Raw genomic sequence first — 22,732 nt, forward strand, 5'->3', positions numbered from 1 at the left:
TTTTAAAGTTTATATTCTAGGCATTATTTATTCAAAATCATCAATTGTATAATTTATAAAATCGGCAAACCGTTTGAATTGCCGGAACACTTTGTCTATCTGTTCCAACATATCCGGTCGGGTGAAGAAGTTATCGGGAACATTATAAGAGCAAACATATTCTTTACATTTCAAATAATCAATGTACTTGAAATCTTTCGGAAAACCTTTCGGAGCTGTTTTCAGAAAATCCTCTCCTATCACCGGGAAGTATTTCTTAAACTCCGGATCTTCTACGATCGCAACAAACTCTTCGATATTATCATAGATAGATTGTCGCACTGCTTTCAGGATATTGGTAGGCAGACACAGGCTTCCTCCGGCAAGCATAGAACCATCCGGCTGCAAGTGTACATAATATCCACAATGATCGGACTTCTTTCCTTTGGCATTGATATAACCTCCGAAATGTATTTTATAAGGTGTTTTATCCGCAGAGAAGCGGGTATCCCGGTAAATACGATAAGTACAGTCTTTGGGCTGAATCCCCCGGATAGTTTCATCAAACAGGGAAATACGGGCGATCACTGTTGCCAAAAAGTTGTCGAACTCGGCACGGGCTGTTTCATATTCTGCCTTATGCTCATTAAACCACTCACGATTATTATTCGCGGAAAGATCTTTTAAAAACTGAAAGATAACGGGTATGTTCATCTTTATCATTTTCTATTATTACTCTACAAACGTACAAATTTTATTTCATATAAACTACAAAAGGGGGTAAAAGGACATAAAAAAAGCATCGGCCTGGTAAAACCGATGCTCTAACACATTTATCAAAAAAACAGACTCTTCTGTCTCTGACGTACTTTAGCTTTCACAAGTGAAGTACAATCTCTTTAATTAATCTTATATCTAATACTATGAAAAACACATAAATATAACAGTACAAAAGAGACTTTTGTTCAGCAGTTCTCTGTATATTTCAGTTAATTATAGTTTATAGAATTAAATGTTTCTCATTTATAGGCAATATAATGTGTTTCCAGTCAATCATTGCATTGAATAACATGATATGGGAATAGTCTTTCAAACATATTTGCGGAATGTCTTTCTCAACAATGAGCTGCCTGTCCAGAAATTCGCTTCGTTTCGTCCCCCGGAGTAACGGATGAGCTGGTGTGAACCAGGTATCTCCGTCATAGAGAGCAACATTAGCTATAGAGGTATCTGTCAGATAGCCATTTCTCACAATTAAAACATCATCCGCCATTCCTTTTTGAGCGTACAAGGCATTCAGTTCTTCCCGATGCGCACTTTTATAAGTATAATCAATGGTATCGGACACAACCAAATGCAAAGAAGATACCTGTCGCATCTGATAGGGCGCATACGTAACTTCTTCCACTTCTTTTCCATATACAATCCGGCATTTATGAATTCCATTTAAAGTTGGCGGAGATATAAATTCCCGTAAATCCAGCGGAGTGCTGTCTTTCCAAAAAGCTGCACGGGTTTCATTAAAGCGCTCTGTGTGATAATCAAGATTATAAATCTGTCCATCCTCTATCCGGATAGTCTCAATAAATGGGTACATATACTTTTTGTTTCATTTCATTATACTCGCTTTCCACATCACTCTGGCAGGTGATCCCACCTCCACTTTTAAAATACATCTTCTCTCCTTCCTGTTCTACAAAACGTATCATAACGGCACTATCTAAATCAATGCCATCAGAATATCCCATAACTCCTGTATAAAATCCTCTGTCGTAGGTTTCAGCTTCCTGGATAATCTGCATCGTCTTTTTCTTTGGAGCACCGGTAATAGAACCGGCTGGCAGTAATCTGAAAATAATATCTCCCAAATGCTCCTGATAATTTTCAGGCAATATACCCTGAATTTCAGAACTCGTCTGAAAAATGGCTCCCCGATTAGTCTGTAACCTATCCATATACCGATACCGGGAAACTGAAACTCGGTTGGCAACCATACTTAAATCATTACGAATCAGATCTACAATGGTAGCATGTTCGGCAGTCTCTTTCGGATCATTCATTAATAATTGAGCAGCGGAGGGAATTGAAGCATCAATGGTTCCCTTCATCGGATATGAGCTAATTTTTCCCTGATGAATTCTAATAAATATTTCAGGAGAGAAAACCGTAAAACGGTCTTTAACCCATAACTTATAAATCGCTTTTGAGCGAAAATAAATATCTTTCAGAGTGAGATTGGTTTCTACCGGAGTGCGACACGTCAAATTTGTAAGGAAGCTATTTCCTGCCAGGATGTTCTGTCGCACGATATTAAACGAACGTTGATAGGAAAAGAAAGATTCTGCGAAAGGCTGCCAATGTAGTGAAGGCATAGTTTTTGCAGAGTAAGTGGCTATATTATCTTCTGCTGATATGATCTGATTGGTAAATCCATTCAGATTATATAAAACTTCAGCGGAATCAACAGCGGCAACCTCCTCTATATAAGATACATCTTGTAGATAATTTATAATGAAAATGAAAGGACGGTGGAGTTGTCCCAACTGGTTCATTCGTTTAATAGCCTGTTCCTTATTATATAAGTGCATATAAAATACTTCTACGTTTAGGGAAGGCAAATGTACACAAAAAGTATAGATTAGAAAAAGATAGCAATAAAAAAGGGTTGTCCGACGTGTCATATCGGCAACCCTTTATCATTTATAAAATTGGTCAAATTACTTCATAACAGCTTTCACTTGAGGAAGCATCTTCTTCACATTTTCATTTTCCGGAGAGATCTTAGCAGCTTCTTCCAGATAGTCTAATGCTTCTTTAAATCTACCATCAGCTTTTTCTTTTTCTGCAGCATATTTATCTGCATCAGAATTTGCCAAAGGAGCAGCTTTCTTCAGGATATTAGCGCCATCATTATAGCACAGAACTCCTAAACTGTACAATGCATTTGTTTTATATTGCTTGTGATCCAAAGGAATTACTTTCTTAAAACAATCTTCAGCTTCTTCTGCTTTTCCTGCTTTCTGTGCTGCAAGTCCTGCTTTCAGATAGTGAAGGCTATAATTCTTCACCATTGTTGTATTCTTAGGATCTACTTTCAATCCTTCTTCCAATGTAGCTACATATTCAGCAGTCTTCTTTTGCGCATCTAAAGCCAAAGCTTTGCGAGCATAGGCATTTCCGATATTGAACTTCTTTTGAATTGCTATATCAAAAAAAGTCACAGCTTCCGGATATTTCTTCACAGCATCGGCAGCTATACCACAATAATAAGCGGTTGCAGAATCTTGATTATTCGTTTGTTTCAAATATTCACTGAATTTCGCATACGCTACAGGATAATTTTTAGCATTAAATGCATCATTTCCTTCTTTTTTCAATTGCTCTGGGTCGGTTTGTGCAAAAACATTAGTCACTACAATACAAAATGCAAATAAAAAAATCAATTTCTTCATAACTTTATGTGTTTTTTAGTTGTTTATCGCTCAAAAGTAAAAGTTATAATAGAAAAACACAACCCTATTTTATTTTTTTGAGCTTTTTGAAACCTATATAACGTTCGTTATTCTTCGTAAAAATGGCGTTTTTCTATTCATTCTTCCCAAACCATATAAATAAACAAAATTCTATCTCTATTATAAACTACTGATTCATAGTCACAAAGAAATATATGAATAAAAAAATGCCAGAAAGTTTTTGAGTTTTCATAAAAAGCACTACCTTTGCATCCGCAAATAAGGCTGGTTCCGTAGCTCAGCTGGATAGAGCAACGCCCTTCTAAGGCGTGGGTCAAGCGTTCGAATCGCTTCGGAATCACTTAAAGGACTAATTATAATTCATTGATAATCAGTCCTTTTTTCTTTTCTATAAAAAGTCGAAAGGCTATAAAAAAAAGATACCATTTCTCGCCGGAAAGTCACCAACAGTGGAAAAACAGTGTCTTTAAAAACTTATAGCTTATGGCAACACTATCATTAACTATCCTAACCGCTAAGCCCACCAAGGCTGGCAAATTTCCTATTCTTATCCGCGTATCAGTCAAGAATGATAAGGAGTACATTAAAACGGAATATCAATTGGACGATGCTTGCCAATGGTATAACGGAAAAGTAGTAGCCCGCAATGATGCTACAATGATGAACAAACAACTTATATATGAGTTGAAAAAATACAAAGAACGTTTGCAGTATATTGACAACTACGATTGTTATACCGCCAAACAACTAAAAATTATACTAACACAGCAAGATAAAATCGCTCCAGACATACGTACATTCAATGATTTCATGCGACAGAGGATCAAGGAAAAAAAAGAAGAAGGAAAGACTAGTCATGCTAAAATGCTAGAAGACACATTAAAGATCTTTGAGAGCGCAGAAGGTGAGGTACCGATAATTATTATGAATCACATTACCGTTGAACATTTTGATAGATGGATGAAACTCCATGGCCATACTGACGGGGGCCGACAGATTCGGTTAAGTCACATAAAAGCACGGATTAATGAAGCTATTAAGTTAGGGATAATACGATGTGATAAGCACCCGTTCGCATATACTAAGATACCTATTCCAGAACCAAGAAGTCTTGATATACCTGTAGACTCAATAAGAAAGATTATTAGCGCAGATGTCTCAAAGAGTAAACAGCTGTCTTTAGCTAAAGATATGTTTTTGCTATCATTCTACTTGGGAGGTATCAATTATGCAGATCTTATTCGAGTAGATTTATCAGAAGATGCAATTAGCTACATACGATTAAAAAGTGGTGAGCATAAAACGAAAAACCGAACTACAAGTATAGCGATCTGCCCGGAAGCGAAAAGCATAATAAATAAATATATTGGGAAAAACGGAAAGCTAAAGTTTGATTACAAGTACACCACCGGCAATTTACAACGCTATATAAATAAATGTCTAAAGCTTTTAGCGACCGAGCTTAATATAAAAGAAGGATTAACCTATTATTCCGCTCGTAAGACCTTTGCACAATTCGCTGCTGAAATAGGCATCCCCTATCCTATCATTGAATATTGCCTTGGTCATTCTATCAAGACTAATATAACTATAAATTCGTATGTAAGAGTAAAACAACATCAGGCAGATGCAGCAATACAAAGGGTTATTGAGTATGTAAATGATCCAGAGGTGTTCAAACCATTCATTGAAATGCGGTCGCAAATGCAAATGATGATGATGTAAACAGAAAGAGGTAGCCGAATAAGCTATCTCTCATTATTATTGTATCCCAGTTAAAAAAGCCCCGACTACACTTAGTCGAGGCTCATTCCTTTTGGAGTACATAACGTATTGTCTCTCTCCTCTGAAATCTAGCAACTTTTCTATAGAGAGATGATACAACAGACATCCACGTCTGTACACAAATATACTATTATTTTTTTAATTTGAATACTATTCCGCCAATTATTATTAAGAAAATGAGACCTATATACACTTTATCCTTATGTAAATCCCACCAAGACAATTCAAGAACCGTTTCTTTTTGATTCAATACAGCATCTACTTTATAACTCAATGAATCCAATCTATTAGAGAACTGTTGCAAGGCAATAGATAATGTTTCATCAACTTCTGTTCTTTCCTGATCCTGCTTGGATGCAGTAGTAGTACTTTCTTTAATCGGATATTGCTTTCCAGTTGAATCCGGAGCAGACAAGTAAACTGTTTTATTCTCAATCTTCAAATCACTCAATTTGTCAGTAGTAATCTTGGTCTGTCTATTCACGTCCATCTTTAGAGACTCAATCATGTTTCTCTGGTATTGGAATTCTCCGGAATAGTCCACCTGCTTCTCCGTCTCCATATTCCGGGAAGCCTTGCAGGAACTTAACCATATTGCTGACATCAGCAATATGATAATGTATATTATTCGCTTCATGGCCGAATCACTGTATTACGAAGAAAATTAGAGAACTCGGAACGCACATCAAAACAGGGACACGCCTTGATGTATTCTGCCGGTTCTACTTCACCTGAATCGTCCAGATCGGGTGAAGTATCACGATGTCCGAGTACTTCAATTATAGGATATTCCTTACAGAGCTTCGCGACCAACTCGCGCAAAGTCGCTTTTTGGGCAATCGTTCTTGTGTCTGCAGGTTTTCCAGATGCGTCCAGGCCTCCGATATAACAGATGCCAACACTATGCTTATTATACGAAGACTCTGAAAACCCCTTCGTATTACAATGCGCCCCATCAATGCTCATTGGTCGTCCATTCTCTACCATTCCGTCCAAGTCAATGACGAAGTTATAACCGATCTGACTAAAGCCTCTTTGTTTGTGCATCCGGTCAATGTCTTTAGCACGTAAATCTTGCCCGGCACGTGTGGCCGAGCAATGAATAATAATCGAATCAATAGTTTTCATTTCTTTTCCTCCTCCTTTCCTTCTCCTTTATTCATATACTCTACTACAGCAGCCGCTATCTCCGTAGGGTCTGCCTTGTGTTTTGCAATCTCTGAAGCAAGTAAAGCGACTTCTTTATAGTCACCCTTTACTTTTTCATCTGCCTTTTCATAGATGGATTTCAGTTCTACCAATGATATTCCCAAAGCACCAAGCAATGTAACGACCGGGAAAATAGGAATAGACCAGCTATAGTATCCATCCAGGTACCACACGCCGCCCATCTGCATTGCATCAATTACAGTTAAGGCGATTAAAGCATTATAGTATCTGGCTATCTTATCAATTGTCTTCTTATACATGTAGCTAGAACGGACTTCGCCACGTTGTTTTGCCTTGCGAGTACCACTCCACAAATCAGCGAGTATCATAATAAAGACTTCTATATAGATACCAAATAGCATCCAAGCCACTACAAACAATTCATCTAATCCTTTCATAAAATACAATTTAATATTAGTACTACTAATGTGATCACTACAGGCAACAACACAGTAGCCAATACATCCAACCAATCGAATGTATTCCCGTAGAGTTTATCTTTATAATCGACTGCTACCGCAACAATAACAGTCGCTACGAAAGCAATCACAGTCGAGGGAATTAATCCCACTCCAAGTGTCAAACACACCGCCAGCATCGCTATGAAAACCAACATTCCGGCTTTCATGTGTTTCGGACGGTTACTATCCTTCAGCCATCCGAGATATTTCTTTATTATTTGTTTCATTCTTTTTATTCTAGGTTATGTAGGTTTATTGAAATTTTTCTAAAGTCTATTTTCATTATTGCATCATACGTAAATTATTTGCTCGATTTGGATTTATTTTAGAAGTATTGATTTCTGCTGTTATGAAAATCTTAAATCTATATGGTTCAAGGGTGAACACTGCTGATTCTTGGAATGTAACCATTATCCTTTTGGGATATCCAGAAGCATTTATAATGGTTAACATTTTGAATTGTGAAGAGTCACAAACGTATAATACATAATTCCCTGTCCCATTTAGGATTATACAATCAATGGGCTGACCAGATTCTGCATATTTGTGATAAGTTGTGTCAGTTCCATAATTATAAATATGCGCAAAGAAATCACTAGTCGAAGCGGAATTAAAAGAAAGATTTGTCATTTGATAATGTCCGAATTGTCCTCTACACCATAAGTCAGAAGTATAAAATCGGTGAGAGCGAGATTCTTCATAATTATGTCCCTGATGGTATAAATCTCCGTCAAACCAAGTTTTATTAAATTTTATATTCAAAGAAGCATTCTCCGGTCCAGATGCTTCTTGCCCAAATGTAATTGATCCAGCCTCCCTCCCTTGTGTATCATTCGCTACTAGCTTTTTAAAAGCTCCTGTTAATCCTTTCACATTTGTAAGCTCTGCTCCATCTGCTACTAGTTTCTTTGTTGTAATAGTTCCTGTTAACCAGTCTACTAATGTATTAGGAGTAAACGCATTTGTACCAAAGCCTTCATAAGCCATAGTATCGTTCCCGTTACTATCAACTCCATGTTGCGAAAACATATAATCCCCATAAAACACAGCACTAGCCAGCTTGGCAAAGTTAGCCATCAGAATCTCCGTGAATATTGCTTTGTAGTTTTCAAAAGGAATCCAGGTAGAATCGCTTCCGTTTGAAGCATAATCTTCAGCGGGATCGATTCCTACAGAGTTTCCATTTTTACGCATTGTATAATATGTCTTTCCTGCTTCGTAGTAGACAATAGGAGTTATGTCATCTGTACAGGTGTAAACTGTTGATAGATCAAAAGCACCTGAAGGAAATGGTAATCTACCTCGAACACCAGCAGGACCCGGCAACCCTTCCTGCCCATCCTCTACAACAGAAACCGTCTTCTCATCCACCTGTGTACCTCCTACATATAACCGGAATGAGATTGCCGCCATATCGGAAGTGACGATGATCCGTGACCCATATACAAATTCAGCCGAATTACTTCCTGTTTTGTATGTCAGCACAAACTTGATTGTACCTCCTCCGGAGACAGGATTCCCATCGCCCGTTTTGCTAAAGCATTCGCACGATACATATTCCGGTAAATGTGACCCGTCAGCTTTTCTCTTTACCTGAGTAACGGATGGGACCAACCAATAAGTAGTAGCATCCGCCCCATTTTCAGGGGCTATGCTCACTTTGAATAGATTTGAAGACAGTTTCTTAGCCATAGTTTAAGATATTATTGTTGCGCTTACATAACCGGAGATTCCTCCACCGGCATTGATCACATTCTGAAAAGCCACATTGATGCTCTTCTTTACTCCGGACAAGGAATCAATCTTAGCACCGGAATTATCCGTTACCGTGAATGTAGTTTGAGCCGTAGTGTCTTCCGTGCCATCGTCTTTTTCTACTTTTGCCGTATATACAGCCGTTTCACCTTCTTTGATTTGCTCTCCTGTAATTCCGTCTACATACAAATTAACCCGATAAGGATCGGTGTAATCCGTAACATTGATATAAGCACTGGCCAGTAACGTAGAATCGTCTTTACGATATAGGTCACAGCGGTAAGTAGCCGTACCGTCAATTTCGGAAGCCGGAACTTCAAGTGACCACACACCGGTAGCGACCTGCGTAGAGACTTCTCCTACTACCTTATTCCATTTAGGGGTATATGCCGACAAATCAGATGGGGTTACTCCATCTATCAAAGGATGAGCATTCAGCGTTGCTACGGGGCTAGATGTTGTGACGTCCGTATCTCCGTCCAGATACAAGGTAGTGGAGCTACCGACAGTCTCCACGATCTCAACAGTTTCGGAAATAGCGTCAAAGGCGAGGGATTGCCCGCTTACTTCCGTTGTGCCGGACAATAAGATTGTATCATTATCGTAATTGGATACCGGTACGATATTCTTCACGATCTCAAAGACAATCATATTCGGATAGTCACGCCCGCCAATATTCACCGTCTTTGTTGACTTCTTGAATACTCCGGCAAGTGCTCCGGTAGTGCTCAACCCGTCACCGCCAAAGGCAACCTGAACACCATTGTAGAATAGATCCAGTGTCACAGGATTCAATACCGCTCCGTTATCATCACGGTTTAAGTGTGCGTAAATAAGAGGCTTCGTTGCTGATGTCTCCCAATCGGGATTGCAGATATTTGTCCCTTTCTTATACTCCTGACGAAGTGGCCCGTTGATGACACCCATACGTGCTCGGATATTCACACCGTTCATCAATGCAAAAAGCTGAAAACTTCCATTTATCTTCTTCATTTTATGTCCTCCTTACTTTTTTGATGTTTTACTTTTGTTTTTCTCTTCTAGCAACAGAGCGTCTAAGGTTTGTTGCGTGATAATCTCAACGTCTTGCAGGTCACTTCCGATCACTTTCATGGCGTTAATACTAAGTACGGCCCGACCGTCACTCAATTCCTGCGCATCAATATAGATTCCTTTTTCTACCAACTGCGCTTTTTTGACTAATAGGTAATTCATAATGTTATCGTTTTTAAGTTAATACTATTCTTCTTTTTTGAGAGTACCTTTGAAGCACCACCCCTTGTCATTCTCTACTTCGCAGTCTTCAAAAGGTAATGTAGTCTTCCAGGCTTCCTCAAATGACATACGACCAATAGCTGCCGTTTTATTGATATATTGAATCATGTTGTTAAGGAACTCGCAGATAGCAGGGTGATAACCTTTTACGAGGCGGGTCTTTGTCACCTCTGTTTCGTTTTCAATGTCTGCGTAACGTACTTGCATGCGCATCCAGTATTTCCCTTTCTTGCGGTCAGGTTCGCGTACCTCAAAGTCGAGAACATCAAAAGTCTTTCCTTCTAGTTCGGATATATCTATCAAAGGAGAATCCATCCGCCTTCTGACCATCGTTTCCTTGGTTGTCAAGAATGATAATTTCATATTTAGTTTTCCTGTTAAGTTTATGGCGTCAGCTCCTTTGAGGATTCCTCGGTAAGAAGCTCTTGAACGAGGCTTATGCCATGCATTTTTAATTCTTTTCTTTGTGCTCTTCCTTATTTCCGTATGATCGGTGTGAAATACATACCCTAAAATATCCGGAGCAACTTTCATTGGTGTAGGGCGAGCGTCTTTCTTTAGCTCGTATCCTAAATTATACCAGAGGTAATTTATTATTCTCCATTTAGCTTCATGGAGCCTGTCTTTATCTCCAAAGAGAAGGATATCGTCAGCATATCTCACATAATGAGGAATCTTTAAATCTTGGCGAACAAATCGGTCAAATCCCATCATCATGATGTGTTGATTGATCGGAGACGGAGGCGTTCCTATCGGCATTCCGGTATCACAAAAGGATATTTGTTTCAGCATATTCAGAAATCGCTTATCTTTCCAGATCGTTTCATGACGGGAAAACAAAATGTCCGGATTGGTACGCTCATAACACTTTTTAATGTCAAGCTGTAGATATCCCCAAGGATGATAAACGTTTATAATTCGTTTTATCTGACGTACGGGGTCATACCTTCGTTTTTTAGAATTTATCCCTCTTCCTTTGATGCAGTTGTAGCAATCGTCAGATAATCTGTTGTCATATTCCGGTTTCATCATAAGCATTAAAGCATGCATAGATACTCTATCTTTAAATTTACTGATAGCCACGGTTCTATTCTTCCCGTTAGGAGATACAATGTTTTTATATCGGTATCTTACATTTGCAAGCTGCCCATTTAAGAGCTGTCGGTATATATTATATTCATTTTCTTTATCTTGTATAAATTTTATTGTTTCTTGTTTACTTGCATGCTTCTTAGAAGCATTAACTGTTGCCTGATTTATTAATTCAAGCGTTAAACGGCTCATTATGTTCCCTTTTCTTTTCATCTTTATTTTATCCAAGCGGAAGCCTTATTAACGGACTTTCATGTTTTTACTAGCCCATTTCCCTATCTCCTCGTATATAGGGATTGTCTTTTATGTTTCGTACTACTGACGAGGTTTTACGTGCAAATTAGTTCTTTTGTAAGCCGCCAGCGTAGTTCGCATTCGTATTCGAAAGCGGATTATTCGCATTCAAATTGCGAGCGGAGCAGACGCCCCAATTGCCGTTACCACGCTACTCGTAAAACCTTAGAGATAGGGAGGACGAGCCTCCCTCGCATGTTCGTTTCACTCACTCACGGCTGCGCTTTCGCCACTAGCGTTTTGCGCCGTTGCACTTGACGTCCCTTCTGGTAAACGAACTTGAAAGCCGCCAGCGTAGGACGCATGCGTAGACGAAAGCGGATAAGACGCAGACAAATTGCGAGCAGAGCAGACGCCCCAAGAGCCGGTACCACGCACGCGATGACCTATGCGAACCTTCTTACCAATAGGAGAAACGCCTATACCATTTCCTGTATCCATATAGCAAGTATTATCGGATAATCCTCCTTTTTTGGTTGTGCCGACTCTGGTTCCTCGTATCAGATCGGTGAAATATCCGCTATTACTCATCGTATATGCGCCAGCTTGATCATAAGCAGATTCAAAATCAAAATCGCCACTTGTTTTTTCTACTGTCTTATTAAGCGTCAAATTGGGCTGATCAAGACAAATAAATACTTTAGTTAGATGTCTCCCGTCTTCTTGTATCGTAGCTACCTTTTCAATCCCTGCTCCGGCGTATTGGAAGACGTCGGCAGATACTAAGTCCATACCATAGACTGCTGAAGTTTGCAAGCTTATAGTTATATCCTTTACTACAACAGGATTTCCAGACGCGTCGAATACATTGATATTTTCCAAGGATACCACCTTCCTCAACCTGGCGTTCATTTCCCCTTCAAGAAGTGTTTTTGTGCCGGGAACATTGGAATACTGATAAGAACCTCCATTAAAAGTAAACGATGTATCAGGGTGTATGTTATTCTCTGCCGCATAAGAGAGAGCCATCTGAATTTCAAGACATTCCATACGGGGGTATTCATTAGATAGAATAGCACTCCAATTGCGTTTTGTGCCTTTATCGTCAGTGCAGAAAGGCGGTTGTTCAGATAATCTTTGGTATGTCCATGGGTCTGACTCGTTCGTTATATACCCCACATTGGTTGTTTTTGTGGCATTTTCGCTAGTTACGCTCACATTACTTGAGATTCCTCCTCCAAACTTATTTGGATCGTGTAGATATACTGTCCCGAATTTGTTCATCAGGGCATTGGTGATGTGTAAAAGATTCCAGTCCATCAGTGGAGCGAACGGAATAGTCTTTACCGGGTCAGCGTTATGGGCTATAGCGAAGTCATTTGTAGTCAATTGACTTAAAGCGGTTCTCGGATATGTCCTGTCCTGCTTATTAAACTCTGTAATTCCTAGTAATCCGTTTGAACCACCATCTCCAGCTCTGTATTTGAAATACATGGACCGGAATTTACCATTAACCACCGCTGGCAATCCCGGACAAATCAGTGTCGGGGGAATAGTCCTTGATTGTATTCCATTGTATTCGAATGGTTCTTCACCAAATAGAGCGACTACCTCGCTGCCTATCGTTACATTTTCAATCGTATGGATAGTTTGTATCCATCCGTACATGATATTATAACCTTTATCCTCTTCGGGCGAGTTTACGGTAGTGGGAGCCAGTGAGCCGTCCTCAAACCGCATCCAGTTGTTGTTTTTGAGCTTCCCGATGATTTCCACGTTTACTCCATCTTCGCATTTAACCAGATAAGCGCCCAGCTTGTCCGCAATCTGATTCACTCCAAACTGGAATGCGGGCGTAGCACCAATACCATTGTATACGCTTCCTTCAACATTCCATGAACCGATCTTGGGCATGACGGACGGTTCCAGTACTACCGGATTCGTATAGGTGATGCCCAACGCCTTGACGGTCGTTTCGATATATTCGCCATATCCGATGATGAAAGATGTACCATCGGCATTGGTCGCTTTCCATGTGATATTGTAGTACTTCTCCGGATTCTCGATCACACGTCCGCCGGCAGTGATCTCGCAGCGGGACTTGATTGCCTTGGCAGTATTGATGTCCTTCACGGTGATATACGCTCCGGCAATGGGTATTTGCCTGGCGTTCTGGAACACAGGCAAATCTACACGGACATTGTATTGCGTCAATAATGCGGCGTTGGTCGGTGACGCGGGTGCGGGATCGGCGGCTCCCTTGTAAGCGGCACGGCATTCCAGCTTCAAGTTCTTAAAACGGGAAGCATCCACGATAAGCGTGCGGGGGAAAGTACCGTCAGCATTCGGCGTAGTGACCAGCCATGTATCTGAAGTAGTAACCAGACGGGTGTATTTGCCATCTTTAACGTACCACCAATATACCGCATTATCTTCTGTCAGATCAATTTCACCTGATTTTAGCATTGCTTTTAATTGGACGTACCAATTGGCAGGATTGGTATCATCTATTTTGGTGGGGTCTACAATTACCTCTGTAGGAGAATCCGCCATCAAAGACAGCAAAGATGCCTCGTAGTAGATAGTACTTAGAAGCTGTTGTTCGATGCGTGATTCCTGACGGCCTGTTTTGGGGTTAGTGTAGAACGCTTCACCAATCAGAAGGAACGGTTCACTTACAGGAGTATTCCGTTTTACCTTTAAAACAAGGAGGCCATTAACCGTGGCTATTTCATAGTTAGGGTCGTTATCGGCTATTTTGTTAGCGGGTTTGTATTCGTTCAGATACCAGTCGATACGGTCAAGGGCTACAGGTCCGTTGGCTATCACTCCGTCCGGATCTTGCAAGTTGACGGCAACCGTTACCATCAAAGGAAGGATAGAAGAATAAGACGGATAGAATGCGTTATCGTCACGGCTGTACTTCTGTTGAAAAGAGCCTTCACCGATGATTTTCATCCCGGAACTGGCGTTCAACGGCTTGACTTGAATGTTGACTATTCTTTTTTGTTGCATATTAATTAAAGATTAAATTGTAATTCTTCTGATTCCCGTAAATAATTCTCTTCGCCTAGTGGAATAACTGCTGTTATCTTAAATGTGACGGACCGGGCATTTAACCACTGCGATCCCATATCGGAAGATATGAGGTGTATCTTGTTTTTTTTGCCATCTACAAAGGTGGGTGACCAAGCATTATCCTCTGCTGCTATTCCTGTATCTCTGTTCCATGTGATTACCGTTCCGGAAGTACTCATTACATCTTCGGTGATGTCGGTTGTACCGTGATAGAATCTGGCTTCGATTACCGTATCAATCAAACCATAGAAGAAGCTGAACCCTTTCGAGCTTTGAAAGTCTATTGAGAATTCTCCGTTACCTTCCAAGAACGCCCAATCGGTGGAGTTCCATTTAGGTTCTAGCAGTGTGCGGGACTTTAGGCATTGCCATTTTGCTCCACGCTGGTAGACGGTGCTGGTCTCATTGACACCCGTTATAGGATTCTTTGATTCGAAAAGGTATGGTTCTTCAGAGGTGGCAACCGATAAACTCCAGATTCCACGGTTGACAAACTCGTAGACAGGCTTGCCGGTTACATCTATGCGAATATCATCCTGACGGATAAGGCCACGGCAATAGACATAACTTTGTCGGTAGTTGATCGGCAGATTGTCGAACAAAGACAGACGTTTCATCTTTCCAATCAGGATAGAGTAGTTGTTCTCTTCTAAGATAGGTTTTGTTACTCCATCGAGCATGCAGATACATTTCTCATAGCTGGAGATATACCAATAACTCTGCCGGTCTTCATCCGAAGTGTTACCTCTACGGGTAATGATCATTAATGGTTCAGGTGGATAGTTCTTACCTCCCGGTACTTCTGAATCAGGATAGAGGACTGCTTCAATGTAGTTGTCTACGGTGTTGACTCCTACTACTCGCATCCATGAGGTGCGGTAGTTACCGCCTCCGGTGGCTAGGTCATTGACAGAACCGTATATGACATCGTTCCAGTCGAAGGCTGTGAAGTCCGTTGTATGTCGTTTACGCAAAGGTAGACGGTAGGTTCCGTCTCCTAATAATTCAATGCTTTCTATTACTCCAGATTCGGAGAAGGCTGTATCACTTTCTTGGGCAGATAGGCGGTTGAAAATTAACTCTAAGACGGTGAGAGAGCTGCGAAGCTCCATACTAGAAGCTTGGATTTTCCCATCTGGGAATAATCCAATGCCAGTGCCGGAGATCAGGCTGTCGATGAAGCCACCGACTTCAATACCGCCTTCCGAAACAATACCTTTCAAGAAGGTTATAAGGCCAGAAGCTGTGTCATTTTTGACCTTGGATAGATACAAGTCTTTTAAAGATTCGATAGCCTCCTTAAATCTGTCGGAGATTGTATCAAGTTCTTTATTCACCCGAAGAGACGAGAGAACATTGCTATCTGAAAGTTCCGTCACCTCATCATCCTTTGCTATTATTCTGGATAATATTTCAGCAAGCACCCGAAGCGATGAAAGAACATTTTTGTCGGTTAACGATCGCATATCATCAACCTTTATGATATCAATATTAGTCCCGCCACCTCCTGTTATTACCGCACCCCCTACACTGTTACCAGAGCGTACAACAGTAGCCCCAGCCGGATAATTCTTCGACCGGGGATTAGATGGAATTGCTTTTGACTTTATTAATATCGCATCACTCATACTTCTATCATTATACATTCAAACCGATTCATCTTATAGTCGATTGTGCCTCCAGCATTGATAAATCTCTTATTAACCATATAATTGTCAGACAAACGAGTTAAAGGCGTTAAATCAGATGTCCCTTTTATTACCTGTGTTAACTTTATACGGGGGGCACTATACCGTTTAATTATTCTTCTTATTAGATGCTCTTCCGGCCGGATGGTTGTTCCTTCAATTGCGGAGTATAAGTTATCAGTCAGATAGTTATCCCCTATAATGACTTTACTATAACAAGCTCCATCATTATTATGAGAAGTAATTTTAAATTCTATTTCATCCAATTCATTGATATAATTTTCATTTGCTATATTTTCATAAATACGATCTGTATCATTATTTTTTTCTTCGTCTTGTTCTGGTATCCCGGAAAATAATTGTAGTTTTAAATCACGCATGAAAGTATAATATGGATAACGTTTAATCCGACCGCCTTCTCCGTAATTATTGGGAAAAGGACGTAATACTGTAAGCTCGATTTTGCCAAAAAGTTTATCTGATGCCTTAATTGGTATCGCATATCCTTTTGAATCTATATTCATGTCATAAGTAACGTTGTTTTCAAAATCATTCCATTCATACCAAATCTTACTTTTCCCATATCCACCGCATTTAATAATAAAACGAGATTCTTCCTTGGTCCATTTTCCACCGGTCCAATATTTATCACCTATTTTTAATTTGAATTTACAACAATTATCTCCGGCTGTATTATTCCAAGTTCCGTCTCCCCCCTGCGCCGGGCTGGTGTATAGTGAATCAGATTGAAAATATTGCCCAGAAAGTAATAGATAACTTGTAGATTCATCGGAAGGGGAAATAATAGTTTCTACCAAATAATCAGGATTAATCTGTAATACTGGAATATCTTTATTTAGGAATAGCGTTAAGTCAGTCAAAGAACCATAATTCTTGTTGCTTAATCCCATTCCTATAATTAGCACATCTTCAAAGCTTAACGATGATGGTGTGCCATCTTCCCACTTATATTTCGCCTGCTTGCTTATTAACGATCCTATATTATTAATAACAGCATTATCAGCATTGCTTCCTAATGACTCCAAATCGATGTTGATCTTTTGCAATGAATCTTTGTCACTAAATACATTGTTGAACCGAGGATTTATGTAAAATTTAACAAAGAATGAAAAACGATCCCCCTCTATTTTTCGATAATATGGGCTATTTTTAATCAAAGGATTTAATAAAGAATCTCCAAATAAATCAGGAATAAGTGAATCAACAGGGTAATTGCTGTCTTTTACTGTAACTTTATTATAGCCCGGCAAGATATCTAATGCATGATCGGATCCAGCGAAACCTATACTTTGTACATTAAGCAAGTTCAATCCCTCTGTTCCTATTTTCTCGAATGTTACAGGATCATATTTATAGAATTCCCCGATATGATCTATATCTATGAAGTATAAAGCCCCTCTCCAATCAACGCAAGTCCAATTAAGGAATTTGCAAACCTCTTCTAATACTTCTTTCAAATTCATAGCCTTATCATCTTCATCGAAGAAATTCTGTTCACTTACTGTCATATTTTCCAGTACATTAGTTCCTTCTGCATAACTTTCTGTGTCTTTTGCATATACGTGTGGGAAATATATGGCGTTGTATTGAGCAGAAGCCGAAGTAATACATTTTTTTATCAAGTCCCAAAAAGACACAAATGTGCGGCTCTCCCCTATTTGTTTGTAATCAATAAACTCGAGAGTGGACATGGCACTTATGCACTCCAGATCAAGATTAAATGTCTTCAGGGTATAATCTTGTGTATAAAGCTCTGGCTTTATGAATCCACACCAAGTAACTAAGCCATCTACTTTCAAGGTCACCCGATACATTTGATAACCTGTAGAAAACAAACTTTGCAGGTAGTCGCTACCAACAACCCGGATCGTTGCTGTACTAAATCGAGTAGGAGTATAAAGAAATTCTTCATCCTCTATATCAACTGTAAAAGGAGAATCACCAGCAGGGATTAACTCTTTCGACTTACCTGTATAGTTTTCTTTTTCGATTTCTACCACACATTGAACATTGTCCAGTGTGGCGAACGGTACTGTATATATAAGTGCGTAACTCATGATATAGGTTTCTTTCCCTGTGATTTAAGTTCATTATTAATCGTAAGAATGAGATCTTTAGCCCGGACTCTAGTAGTTACGGTGGAGGACATATTTCCGCTTCCACCCAACCTTCCGGAATTGATAGCTTCAAATAGTCGTGACTGCTGCCCTTGGTTTAAAATCATTTCGCCGGCATTGACACGGGCTAGTATTTTATCTCCAGAAGTGGGACCACCGGTTATAACGCCTCCTGTAGCAAATTTAGGAATAGAAGCCGCCAAAATCATAGCTTCCATAGCAGCTATTTGAGCCGCAGCAAGCCCCACTCCAACGAAAGGTATTCCTGCGTAGGCCGCTGTGCTTTCAGCTGCCATCGTAGTAGTTGCTGCGGTTGTCTTTGCTACATTCGCCGATACTGAAGCCGCCGTTTGAGTTGCTATTGCCGTAATTTCTGCCGTAGTTTCAGTCGCTGCATTAGCAACCTTTGTTCCTGTTACAGCAGTATCAATAGCCTCTTCTGCTTCTTTGGCCTGTATAAGTTTATTAGTTAGTTCTGTCAGACTCTCAATCATCTTAATGATAGATAAGAAAGTGTCTACTACGTTTGTCATTGCATTCCAGACAGCCATAATTCTTTCCCACCCAGACGCATCTACGTCATTCATTACATCACGAAGGTTACTGAACGCACTAACAATACGGTCTGAACTGCTTGCAATGTCTTTGACGCCAGAATACAATGATTCATTAAGCTCTTTATTGAGATTCTTTATATCCTCTTTTACCTGTGCTAATTTCAAAGCTTCTTCTAATGACGGAACATTCGCCATAGCATTGGCAACCTCATCTGATAATGTTTTTCCAATATTACGGGCTTCTTCTTTATATTTATCCGCTAACTCTTTAGCTTTGTCCAGATTTTCAGAGGCAATATCTGTTTTTGTTTTTTTGTAATCAAATGTAGTATCACGGGGTTTTATCTTAGTAGAAGATGAAAGTAGTTTTGCATTTAACTGCATAGCGGAGATAAATACATCAGCCTCATCTCCGATACCTTTGATACCGGCAGCGGATTTGGCAGCTTCAATAGAAAGAGACGCTATATTGGTATTCAGCTCCTTTTGAGACATTAAACCTTTGGCCTGCTGTGCACGGGCCTCTTCGACCTTTGTGTTATAGTCTTTCTGAACCTTTTCAAATTCAACGAGAGCAGTATTTTTATCTTGATCTTTGATTGCCTTTTCTGCAGCTTGTTTTCTAGCTTTCAAATATTCACTTTCTAGCACTTCTTTATTACCTGTTCCTTTAGCTTGAGCATACATCTTGATGTTCAATTCACCAAGGTTCTTGTTATATTCAGCCTGCGTAATTTTGCCGATTTCCAGCTCTGCACCTAGTTCTTCGAATTGTTTATCAAAAGATTCCTGCTCTTTCTGTAGAGGAGTCTTTTTCTTTTTGTCGTCATCGAGATCAGTAATAGGAGATATTGGAGGCTTATTTTTTTCGAGAAACTCTGTGTATTCCCGTATATTTGCATCTGCATCTGTTATAATCTTCCTAAGTCCTACAGCTTCTTCCATTTCTTGAATAATAGGAGCCTGACCACCGAAGTTTACCACTCCCTCATTCTCTTTTGCGTTTTGATATTGGAAGTTAAAGGCTTTTTCGCCGCCCCGTTTATCGTATAATCCTTTTAATTTATCTTCTGCTTCTATTTTTTTTCTTGTGAAATAATCAGTTTTAGCAGTAGCCTCCAATAGTTTGATTCTTTCACGGACTGCATCATTTATATCTTGATTCTTCTTTAGTTCCCCTCCTAATAATTCTATAATGCGGTTTTGATATTTTTCCTTTAACTTAGAACCATCAGCCGCCTTATTATACAAATCTTGAATCACCTTAAGCTGAATTATTTCAGGAGTGTGAGTTATCCCTTCTGATTCTTTTTTATAATCGGAAAAGATTTTCTTTACACGTTCTGCTTCTTCTCGCAAATTTTTAAAGTATCCTATAATACCAACAATGACGGAAACCAACAAAGCAGGGGCGAAAGAGTTCCACATCCCTTTCAATGAAATCATTAATCTTTTCGCTTGTGCTCCTATAATAATACCTGCTTTCTTAAATATATTAGCTCCTGCCATAGCCGACGTAGTAGCGGATATTTGCTTTTCTTTATCAAGTGCCTTCTGTTCTATCGTACGTGCTTTTTCCAATGAGCTTTCAGCACCTATTCGGGCGCGTATAGCTTTATCTTTTTTAATTTCAGCGGCTAACACATCTTTCGCTGTCCCTTCTGCTAATGCAACCTCATACTCTGCTAGAGCGGCTAGTTCTGCTTTTTTCTTAACCGCCAAAGTTCCTTCAACTGCAACTCGTCTTTCAGTAGCCTTGATAGCCATTGCGGAAGCTCTTTCACCACTAGCTGCTACATTATCATAAGCAGATGACCACCCACGCCAAACTTTAGTTGCTGCACTCGTTGCGACAAAAACAAGTGCAGCAAAAGCCAGAGTTAATATGTTTTTTAAGTTTTCCCCTAATCCTTGAATGGCTCCGGTCAACCAATCAATCAAGGCTTTATATTTACTCTGTGCGTCCGTCCCGTTTACAAATTCTGTAAATGCGTTTTTCAGGCGATTTACAGATGTTTCCAAGTTATCAGTATCAACGTTAGGAATCATCTCGTTGAGCGCTTCTGCGAACTTAGGAAGTACATCTGCGCTCATTAGCTTACCCTTCTTCATTAATTTGTCAAGTCCAGCAACAGAGACACCAGCGGCTTTTGCCATCGCCTGTAATGCAACCGGAAGACGTTCTCCCATCTGTAGACGTAATTCCTCGGAACTAATCTTGCCTTTACTCATCATTTGAGAAAGTGCAAGCATAACCCCATTACTATCGTCTGCACTCATTCCAAAAGCCGTACATGCCCGGGACACAGATTCGAATACTTTACGCTGGTTCATCATGGACATACCGGAAATAGAAGCAGCTGCCGTGAATTTCGCATAGTTTGCAGTCAGAGCATTAATCTCCAGCCCGTACTTCTTTGCCAGGTCTAATAGATACCGCTGGTTGTCGGCATACTGTGACATGCTACCGGACACATTCTTTAGTGCGGTAGTCACTCGATTGGTTTCGCGGGCTACTTCAATGAGCCGTGAGACAAAATTACTCAAACCTAAGCCACCGGCTCCCAAGGCTGCAGCAAAGGTAAGAAGCTGCATTTGCATTGATCTAAATGCAGCTTTCACTTGATTTGATCCTCTCTTGAAGTTCTCTGTCAAGAGATTTATTGCTATACTAAAGCTTAAACGTCCAGCCATAACATCTTTATTTATAATTATTTATTCCGTTATCCATGAATATTTCAAAGGTTTCCGCATCTTCCGTCAATGCTCTTTCCGCTTCTTTCATATCCTCCATCTCTTCCCAAGGAAATGTTATCAGATCTCTAACACCATTCTTTAACTTACTTGCGTCAATATGTGGAAGGATTTTATAGTAGGTCCATAGCCTATCACTCTCCATCTGCTCCTTTTTTCTCCGTTCGTAGGCATCTATGTATATTGGAAGATCACATAGTTCCATTTCTTCCAGAGCATAATGCGCATCAAGTCCAGCCATGATAAGTGTCGCAACCAATTCACCAATCATCCCAGGTGTGACGTCGTGATTTGCTATGTCATCCTCTTTTTGCTTTTTTTGAAATTGAGCGAGAACTGCTGTTTCTCGCTCCAAAGCCATAACCATTTCACGAGTTATCTTTTCGTTTGATAGGGTGTGCCGGAATACTTCAAACGTATACATCTTGCCTTCATTGTTGCATACTGTAGTTGTGTAAAGTAATGCATCTACATCATCCTTATCAGAATAGTCCATTAAGGAGAATGATTTTCCCCGAAGCTGTTCCCATCTGATTATTGATTGAATATTCAGTTTTACTTTCGGATCAAAACGAAATCTTTTCCTCGGTGCAGGGCTATTTACCACTGTTGGACCCGGGCGACAGCATTTACTATCAATAATTGCAACTACTGTAACTAGGGTAAATACGATCATTATGATTGTGATAAATAAACTCATAGTTGTTCTAATTAAAAAAGGCGGCCATCATCTGACCGCCTTCACGTTTATTACTTTTTTGACTTATCCTTCTGCAGGAACGGCTTCAACCTTTTGCAAGGCACCAACACCTTTAAAAGATGCGGAACACGTTGCAATTTGCCCATTATCACTCTTTAAAGACAAAGAGGTAAGCATAATCTCACCTTTATAATTCGGTTTGGCAGTATCAATTGCGAAGCTACCACCAACGTTGGTTTTATCGGTGATAGTTGACTCACCAACTACAAACTGGAATGTTTCACCAGTATCTACATGTTTCAGTAGTTCGTCATAACTGGTTGCTCCTTGTAACCGGGTAAGCAATGATTCGCTACTGATGGTGAAACTCTTTTTCCCAGGTAACGACGCTGCCCAATCGCCGCACATTTTATTGGAGATATCAATTTCTTCAACTGACACTTCCAAAGAACAACTGGACGCGAACGCTACCGGATTTTCACCAAGGAAAAGAAATAACTGACCTCTTACGATGTCTTTACTTGAGTCATGTTTAACTGCTGTCATACTATTTA

The 22,732-nt window shown here is 39.9% G+C and carries 19 protein-coding genes and 1 tRNA gene; 2 read left to right on the top strand and 18 right to left on the bottom strand.

Going from position 1 to position 22,732, the window contains the following annotated elements; translation table 11 throughout:
• Nucleotides 1–27: 27 nt before the first annotated feature.
• From CJF29_RS12535 to CJF29_RS12550, 4 genes are all read right to left on the bottom strand, one after another.
• Nucleotides 28–702 carry a DUF2461 domain-containing protein gene (locus tag CJF29_RS12535; RefSeq protein ID WP_004295842.1) on the bottom strand — a complete coding sequence of 225 codons (675 nt, stop codon included), beginning with the start codon at nucleotides 700–702 and terminating at the stop codon, nucleotides 28–30.
• A 277-nt stretch (nucleotides 703–979) separates the two neighbouring features.
• Nucleotides 980–1,576, bottom strand: coding sequence for an aminotransferase class IV family protein (locus tag CJF29_RS12540; protein ID WP_099147324.1), 597 nt, complete (start codon nucleotides 1,574–1,576; stop codon nucleotides 980–982).
• Nucleotides 1,560–2,567, bottom strand: coding sequence for an aminodeoxychorismate synthase component I (locus CJF29_RS12545; protein ID WP_099147325.1), 1,008 nt, complete (start codon nucleotides 2,565–2,567; stop codon nucleotides 1,560–1,562). Before CJF29_RS12545 ends, CJF29_RS12540 begins: the two co-directional genes overlap by 17 nt.
• 129 nt (nucleotides 2,568–2,696) lie before the next feature.
• Nucleotides 2,697–3,431: a tetratricopeptide repeat protein gene (locus CJF29_RS12550; RefSeq protein WP_008998286.1), complete on the bottom strand. Its 735-nt coding sequence runs from the start codon at nucleotides 3,429–3,431 to the stop codon at nucleotides 2,697–2,699.
• A gap of 287 nt (nucleotides 3,432–3,718) precedes the next feature.
• Between CJF29_RS12550 and CJF29_RS12555 the strand changes: the two genes are divergently transcribed.
• Together CJF29_RS12555 and CJF29_RS12560 are read left to right on the top strand one after the other, a co-directional pair.
• Nucleotides 3,719–3,792: transfer RNA gene (locus tag CJF29_RS12555), tRNA-Arg, on the top strand.
• Between the two features lie 143 nt (nucleotides 3,793–3,935).
• Nucleotides 3,936–5,177, top strand: a complete 1,242-nt coding sequence (locus tag CJF29_RS12560; protein ID WP_099147326.1) for a phage integrase SAM-like domain-containing protein — start codon at nucleotides 3,936–3,938, stop codon at nucleotides 5,175–5,177.
• Nucleotides 5,178–5,367: 190 nt separating this feature from the next.
• Here CJF29_RS12560 and CJF29_RS12565 read toward each other — a convergent pair whose 3' ends face one another.
• The 14 genes from CJF29_RS12565 to CJF29_RS12630 all read right to left on the bottom strand — a co-directional run bounded on the left by CJF29_RS12565 (nucleotide 5,368) and on the right by CJF29_RS12630 (nucleotide 22,724).
• Nucleotides 5,368–5,874 carry a histidine kinase gene (locus CJF29_RS12565; RefSeq protein ID WP_099147327.1) on the bottom strand — a complete coding sequence of 169 codons (507 nt, stop codon included), beginning with the start codon at nucleotides 5,872–5,874 and terminating at the stop codon, nucleotides 5,368–5,370.
• Nucleotides 5,871–6,365: an N-acetylmuramoyl-L-alanine amidase gene (locus tag CJF29_RS12570; RefSeq protein ID WP_099147328.1), complete on the bottom strand. Its 495-nt coding sequence runs from the start codon at nucleotides 6,363–6,365 to the stop codon at nucleotides 5,871–5,873. Before CJF29_RS12570 ends, CJF29_RS12565 begins: the two co-directional genes overlap by 4 nt.
• On the bottom strand, nucleotides 6,362–6,844 hold the full coding sequence (locus tag CJF29_RS12575) for a hypothetical protein (RefSeq protein ID WP_074558146.1): 483 nt from the start codon (nucleotides 6,842–6,844) through the stop codon (nucleotides 6,362–6,364). Before CJF29_RS12575 ends, CJF29_RS12570 begins: the two co-directional genes overlap by 4 nt.
• Nucleotides 6,841–7,134 carry a hypothetical protein gene (locus CJF29_RS12580; protein WP_099147621.1) on the bottom strand — a complete coding sequence of 98 codons (294 nt, stop codon included), beginning with the start codon at nucleotides 7,132–7,134 and terminating at the stop codon, nucleotides 6,841–6,843. The genes CJF29_RS12575 and CJF29_RS12580 overlap by 4 nt, the downstream gene beginning before the upstream one ends.
• Nucleotides 7,135–7,189: 55 nt before the next feature.
• Nucleotides 7,190–8,599 (bottom strand): hypothetical protein, encoded by a 1,410-nt coding sequence (locus CJF29_RS12585; RefSeq protein WP_176553191.1) that lies wholly within the window; start codon nucleotides 8,597–8,599, stop codon nucleotides 7,190–7,192.
• Between the two features lie 3 nt (nucleotides 8,600–8,602).
• Nucleotides 8,603–9,655, bottom strand: coding sequence for a hypothetical protein (locus CJF29_RS12590; protein ID WP_099147622.1), 1,053 nt, complete (start codon nucleotides 9,653–9,655; stop codon nucleotides 8,603–8,605).
• 12 nt (nucleotides 9,656–9,667) lie between these two features.
• Nucleotides 9,668–9,877 (bottom strand): hypothetical protein, encoded by a 210-nt coding sequence (locus CJF29_RS12595; RefSeq protein ID WP_099147623.1) that lies wholly within the window; start codon nucleotides 9,875–9,877, stop codon nucleotides 9,668–9,670.
• A gap of 24 nt (nucleotides 9,878–9,901) precedes the next feature.
• The gene (locus CJF29_RS12600) at nucleotides 9,902–11,242 is read right to left on the bottom strand and encodes a reverse transcriptase domain-containing protein (RefSeq protein ID WP_141561037.1); all 1,341 of its coding nucleotides are present in this window, start codon (nucleotides 11,240–11,242) and stop codon (nucleotides 9,902–9,904) included.
• A 285-nt stretch (nucleotides 11,243–11,527) separates the two neighbouring features.
• Entirely contained in the window at nucleotides 11,528–14,278 is a 2,751-nt protein-coding gene (locus tag CJF29_RS12605) for a hypothetical protein (RefSeq protein ID WP_413544477.1), read from the bottom strand.
• 5 nt (nucleotides 14,279–14,283) lie between these two features.
• Complete coding sequence (locus tag CJF29_RS12610) at nucleotides 14,284–15,969, bottom strand: hypothetical protein (RefSeq protein WP_413544478.1); 1,686 nt, start codon at nucleotides 15,967–15,969, stop codon at nucleotides 14,284–14,286.
• Complete coding sequence (locus tag CJF29_RS12615) at nucleotides 15,966–18,050, bottom strand: hypothetical protein (protein ID WP_413544479.1); 2,085 nt, start codon at nucleotides 18,048–18,050, stop codon at nucleotides 15,966–15,968. The genes CJF29_RS12610 and CJF29_RS12615 overlap by 4 nt, the downstream gene beginning before the upstream one ends.
• Nucleotides 18,051–18,103: 53 nt before the next feature.
• Nucleotides 18,104–21,418, bottom strand: coding sequence for a tape measure protein (locus CJF29_RS12620; protein ID WP_255299368.1), 3,315 nt, complete (start codon nucleotides 21,416–21,418; stop codon nucleotides 18,104–18,106).
• A 7-nt stretch (nucleotides 21,419–21,425) separates the two neighbouring features.
• The gene (locus CJF29_RS12625; RefSeq protein WP_175486894.1) at nucleotides 21,426–22,178 is read right to left on the bottom strand and encodes a hypothetical protein; all 753 of its coding nucleotides are present in this window, start codon (nucleotides 22,176–22,178) and stop codon (nucleotides 21,426–21,428) included.
• A gap of 63 nt (nucleotides 22,179–22,241) precedes the next feature.
• Nucleotides 22,242–22,724 carry a phage tail tube protein gene (locus CJF29_RS12630; protein ID WP_099146701.1) on the bottom strand — a complete coding sequence of 161 codons (483 nt, stop codon included), beginning with the start codon at nucleotides 22,722–22,724 and terminating at the stop codon, nucleotides 22,242–22,244.
• Between the last annotated feature and the right edge of the window lie 8 nt (nucleotides 22,725–22,732).

It is taken from the genome of Bacteroides celer, assembly GCF_002632415.2.
Taxonomy (GTDB): domain Bacteria; phylum Bacteroidota; class Bacteroidia; order Bacteroidales; family Bacteroidaceae; genus Bacteroides.

Coding starts and splice junctions, on each gene's coding strand:
- CJF29_RS12590 (WP_099147622.1), bottom strand. CDS start 9,655: ATGAAGAAGATAAATGGAAGTTTTCAGCTTTTTGCATTGATGAACGGT.
- CJF29_RS12560 (WP_099147326.1), top strand. CDS start 3,936: ATGGCAACACTATCATTAACTATCCTAACCGCTAAGCCCACCAAGGCT.
- CJF29_RS12585 (WP_176553191.1), bottom strand. CDS start 8,599: ATGGCTAAGAAACTGTCTTCAAATCTATTCAAAGTGAGCATAGCCCCT.
- CJF29_RS12550 (WP_008998286.1), bottom strand. CDS start 3,431: ATGAAGAAATTGATTTTTTTATTTGCATTTTGTATTGTAGTGACTAAT.
- CJF29_RS12540 (WP_099147324.1), bottom strand. CDS start 1,576: ATGTACCCATTTATTGAGACTATCCGGATAGAGGATGGACAGATTTAT.
- CJF29_RS12535 (WP_004295842.1), bottom strand. CDS start 702: ATGATAAAGATGAACATACCCGTTATCTTTCAGTTTTTAAAAGATCTT.
- CJF29_RS12620 (WP_255299368.1), bottom strand. CDS start 21,418: ATGGCTGGACGTTTAAGCTTTAGTATAGCAATAAATCTCTTGACAGAG.
- CJF29_RS12600 (WP_141561037.1), bottom strand. CDS start 11,242: ATGAAAAGAAAAGGGAACATAATGAGCCGTTTAACGCTTGAATTAATA.
- CJF29_RS12580 (WP_099147621.1), bottom strand. CDS start 7,134: ATGAAACAAATAATAAAGAAATATCTCGGATGGCTGAAGGATAGTAAC.
- CJF29_RS12565 (WP_099147327.1), bottom strand. CDS start 5,874: ATGAAGCGAATAATATACATTATCATATTGCTGATGTCAGCAATATGG.
- CJF29_RS12545 (WP_099147325.1), bottom strand. CDS start 2,567: ATGCACTTATATAATAAGGAACAGGCTATTAAACGAATGAACCAGTTG.
- CJF29_RS12610 (WP_413544478.1), bottom strand. CDS start 15,969: ATGAGTGATGCGATATTAATAAAGTCAAAAGCAATTCCATCTAATCCC.
- CJF29_RS12605 (WP_413544477.1), bottom strand. CDS start 14,278: ATGCAACAAAAAAGAATAGTCAACATTCAAGTCAAGCCGTTGAACGCC.
- CJF29_RS12625 (WP_175486894.1), bottom strand. CDS start 22,178: ATGAGTTTATTTATCACAATCATAATGATCGTATTTACCCTAGTTACA.
- CJF29_RS12570 (WP_099147328.1), bottom strand. CDS start 6,365: ATGAAAACTATTGATTCGATTATTATTCATTGCTCGGCCACACGTGCC.
- CJF29_RS12595 (WP_099147623.1), bottom strand. CDS start 9,877: ATGAATTACCTATTAGTCAAAAAAGCGCAGTTGGTAGAAAAAGGAATC.
- CJF29_RS12630 (WP_099146701.1), bottom strand. CDS start 22,724: ATGACAGCAGTTAAACATGACTCAAGTAAAGACATCGTAAGAGGTCAG.
- CJF29_RS12575 (WP_074558146.1), bottom strand. CDS start 6,844: ATGAAAGGATTAGATGAATTGTTTGTAGTGGCTTGGATGCTATTTGGT.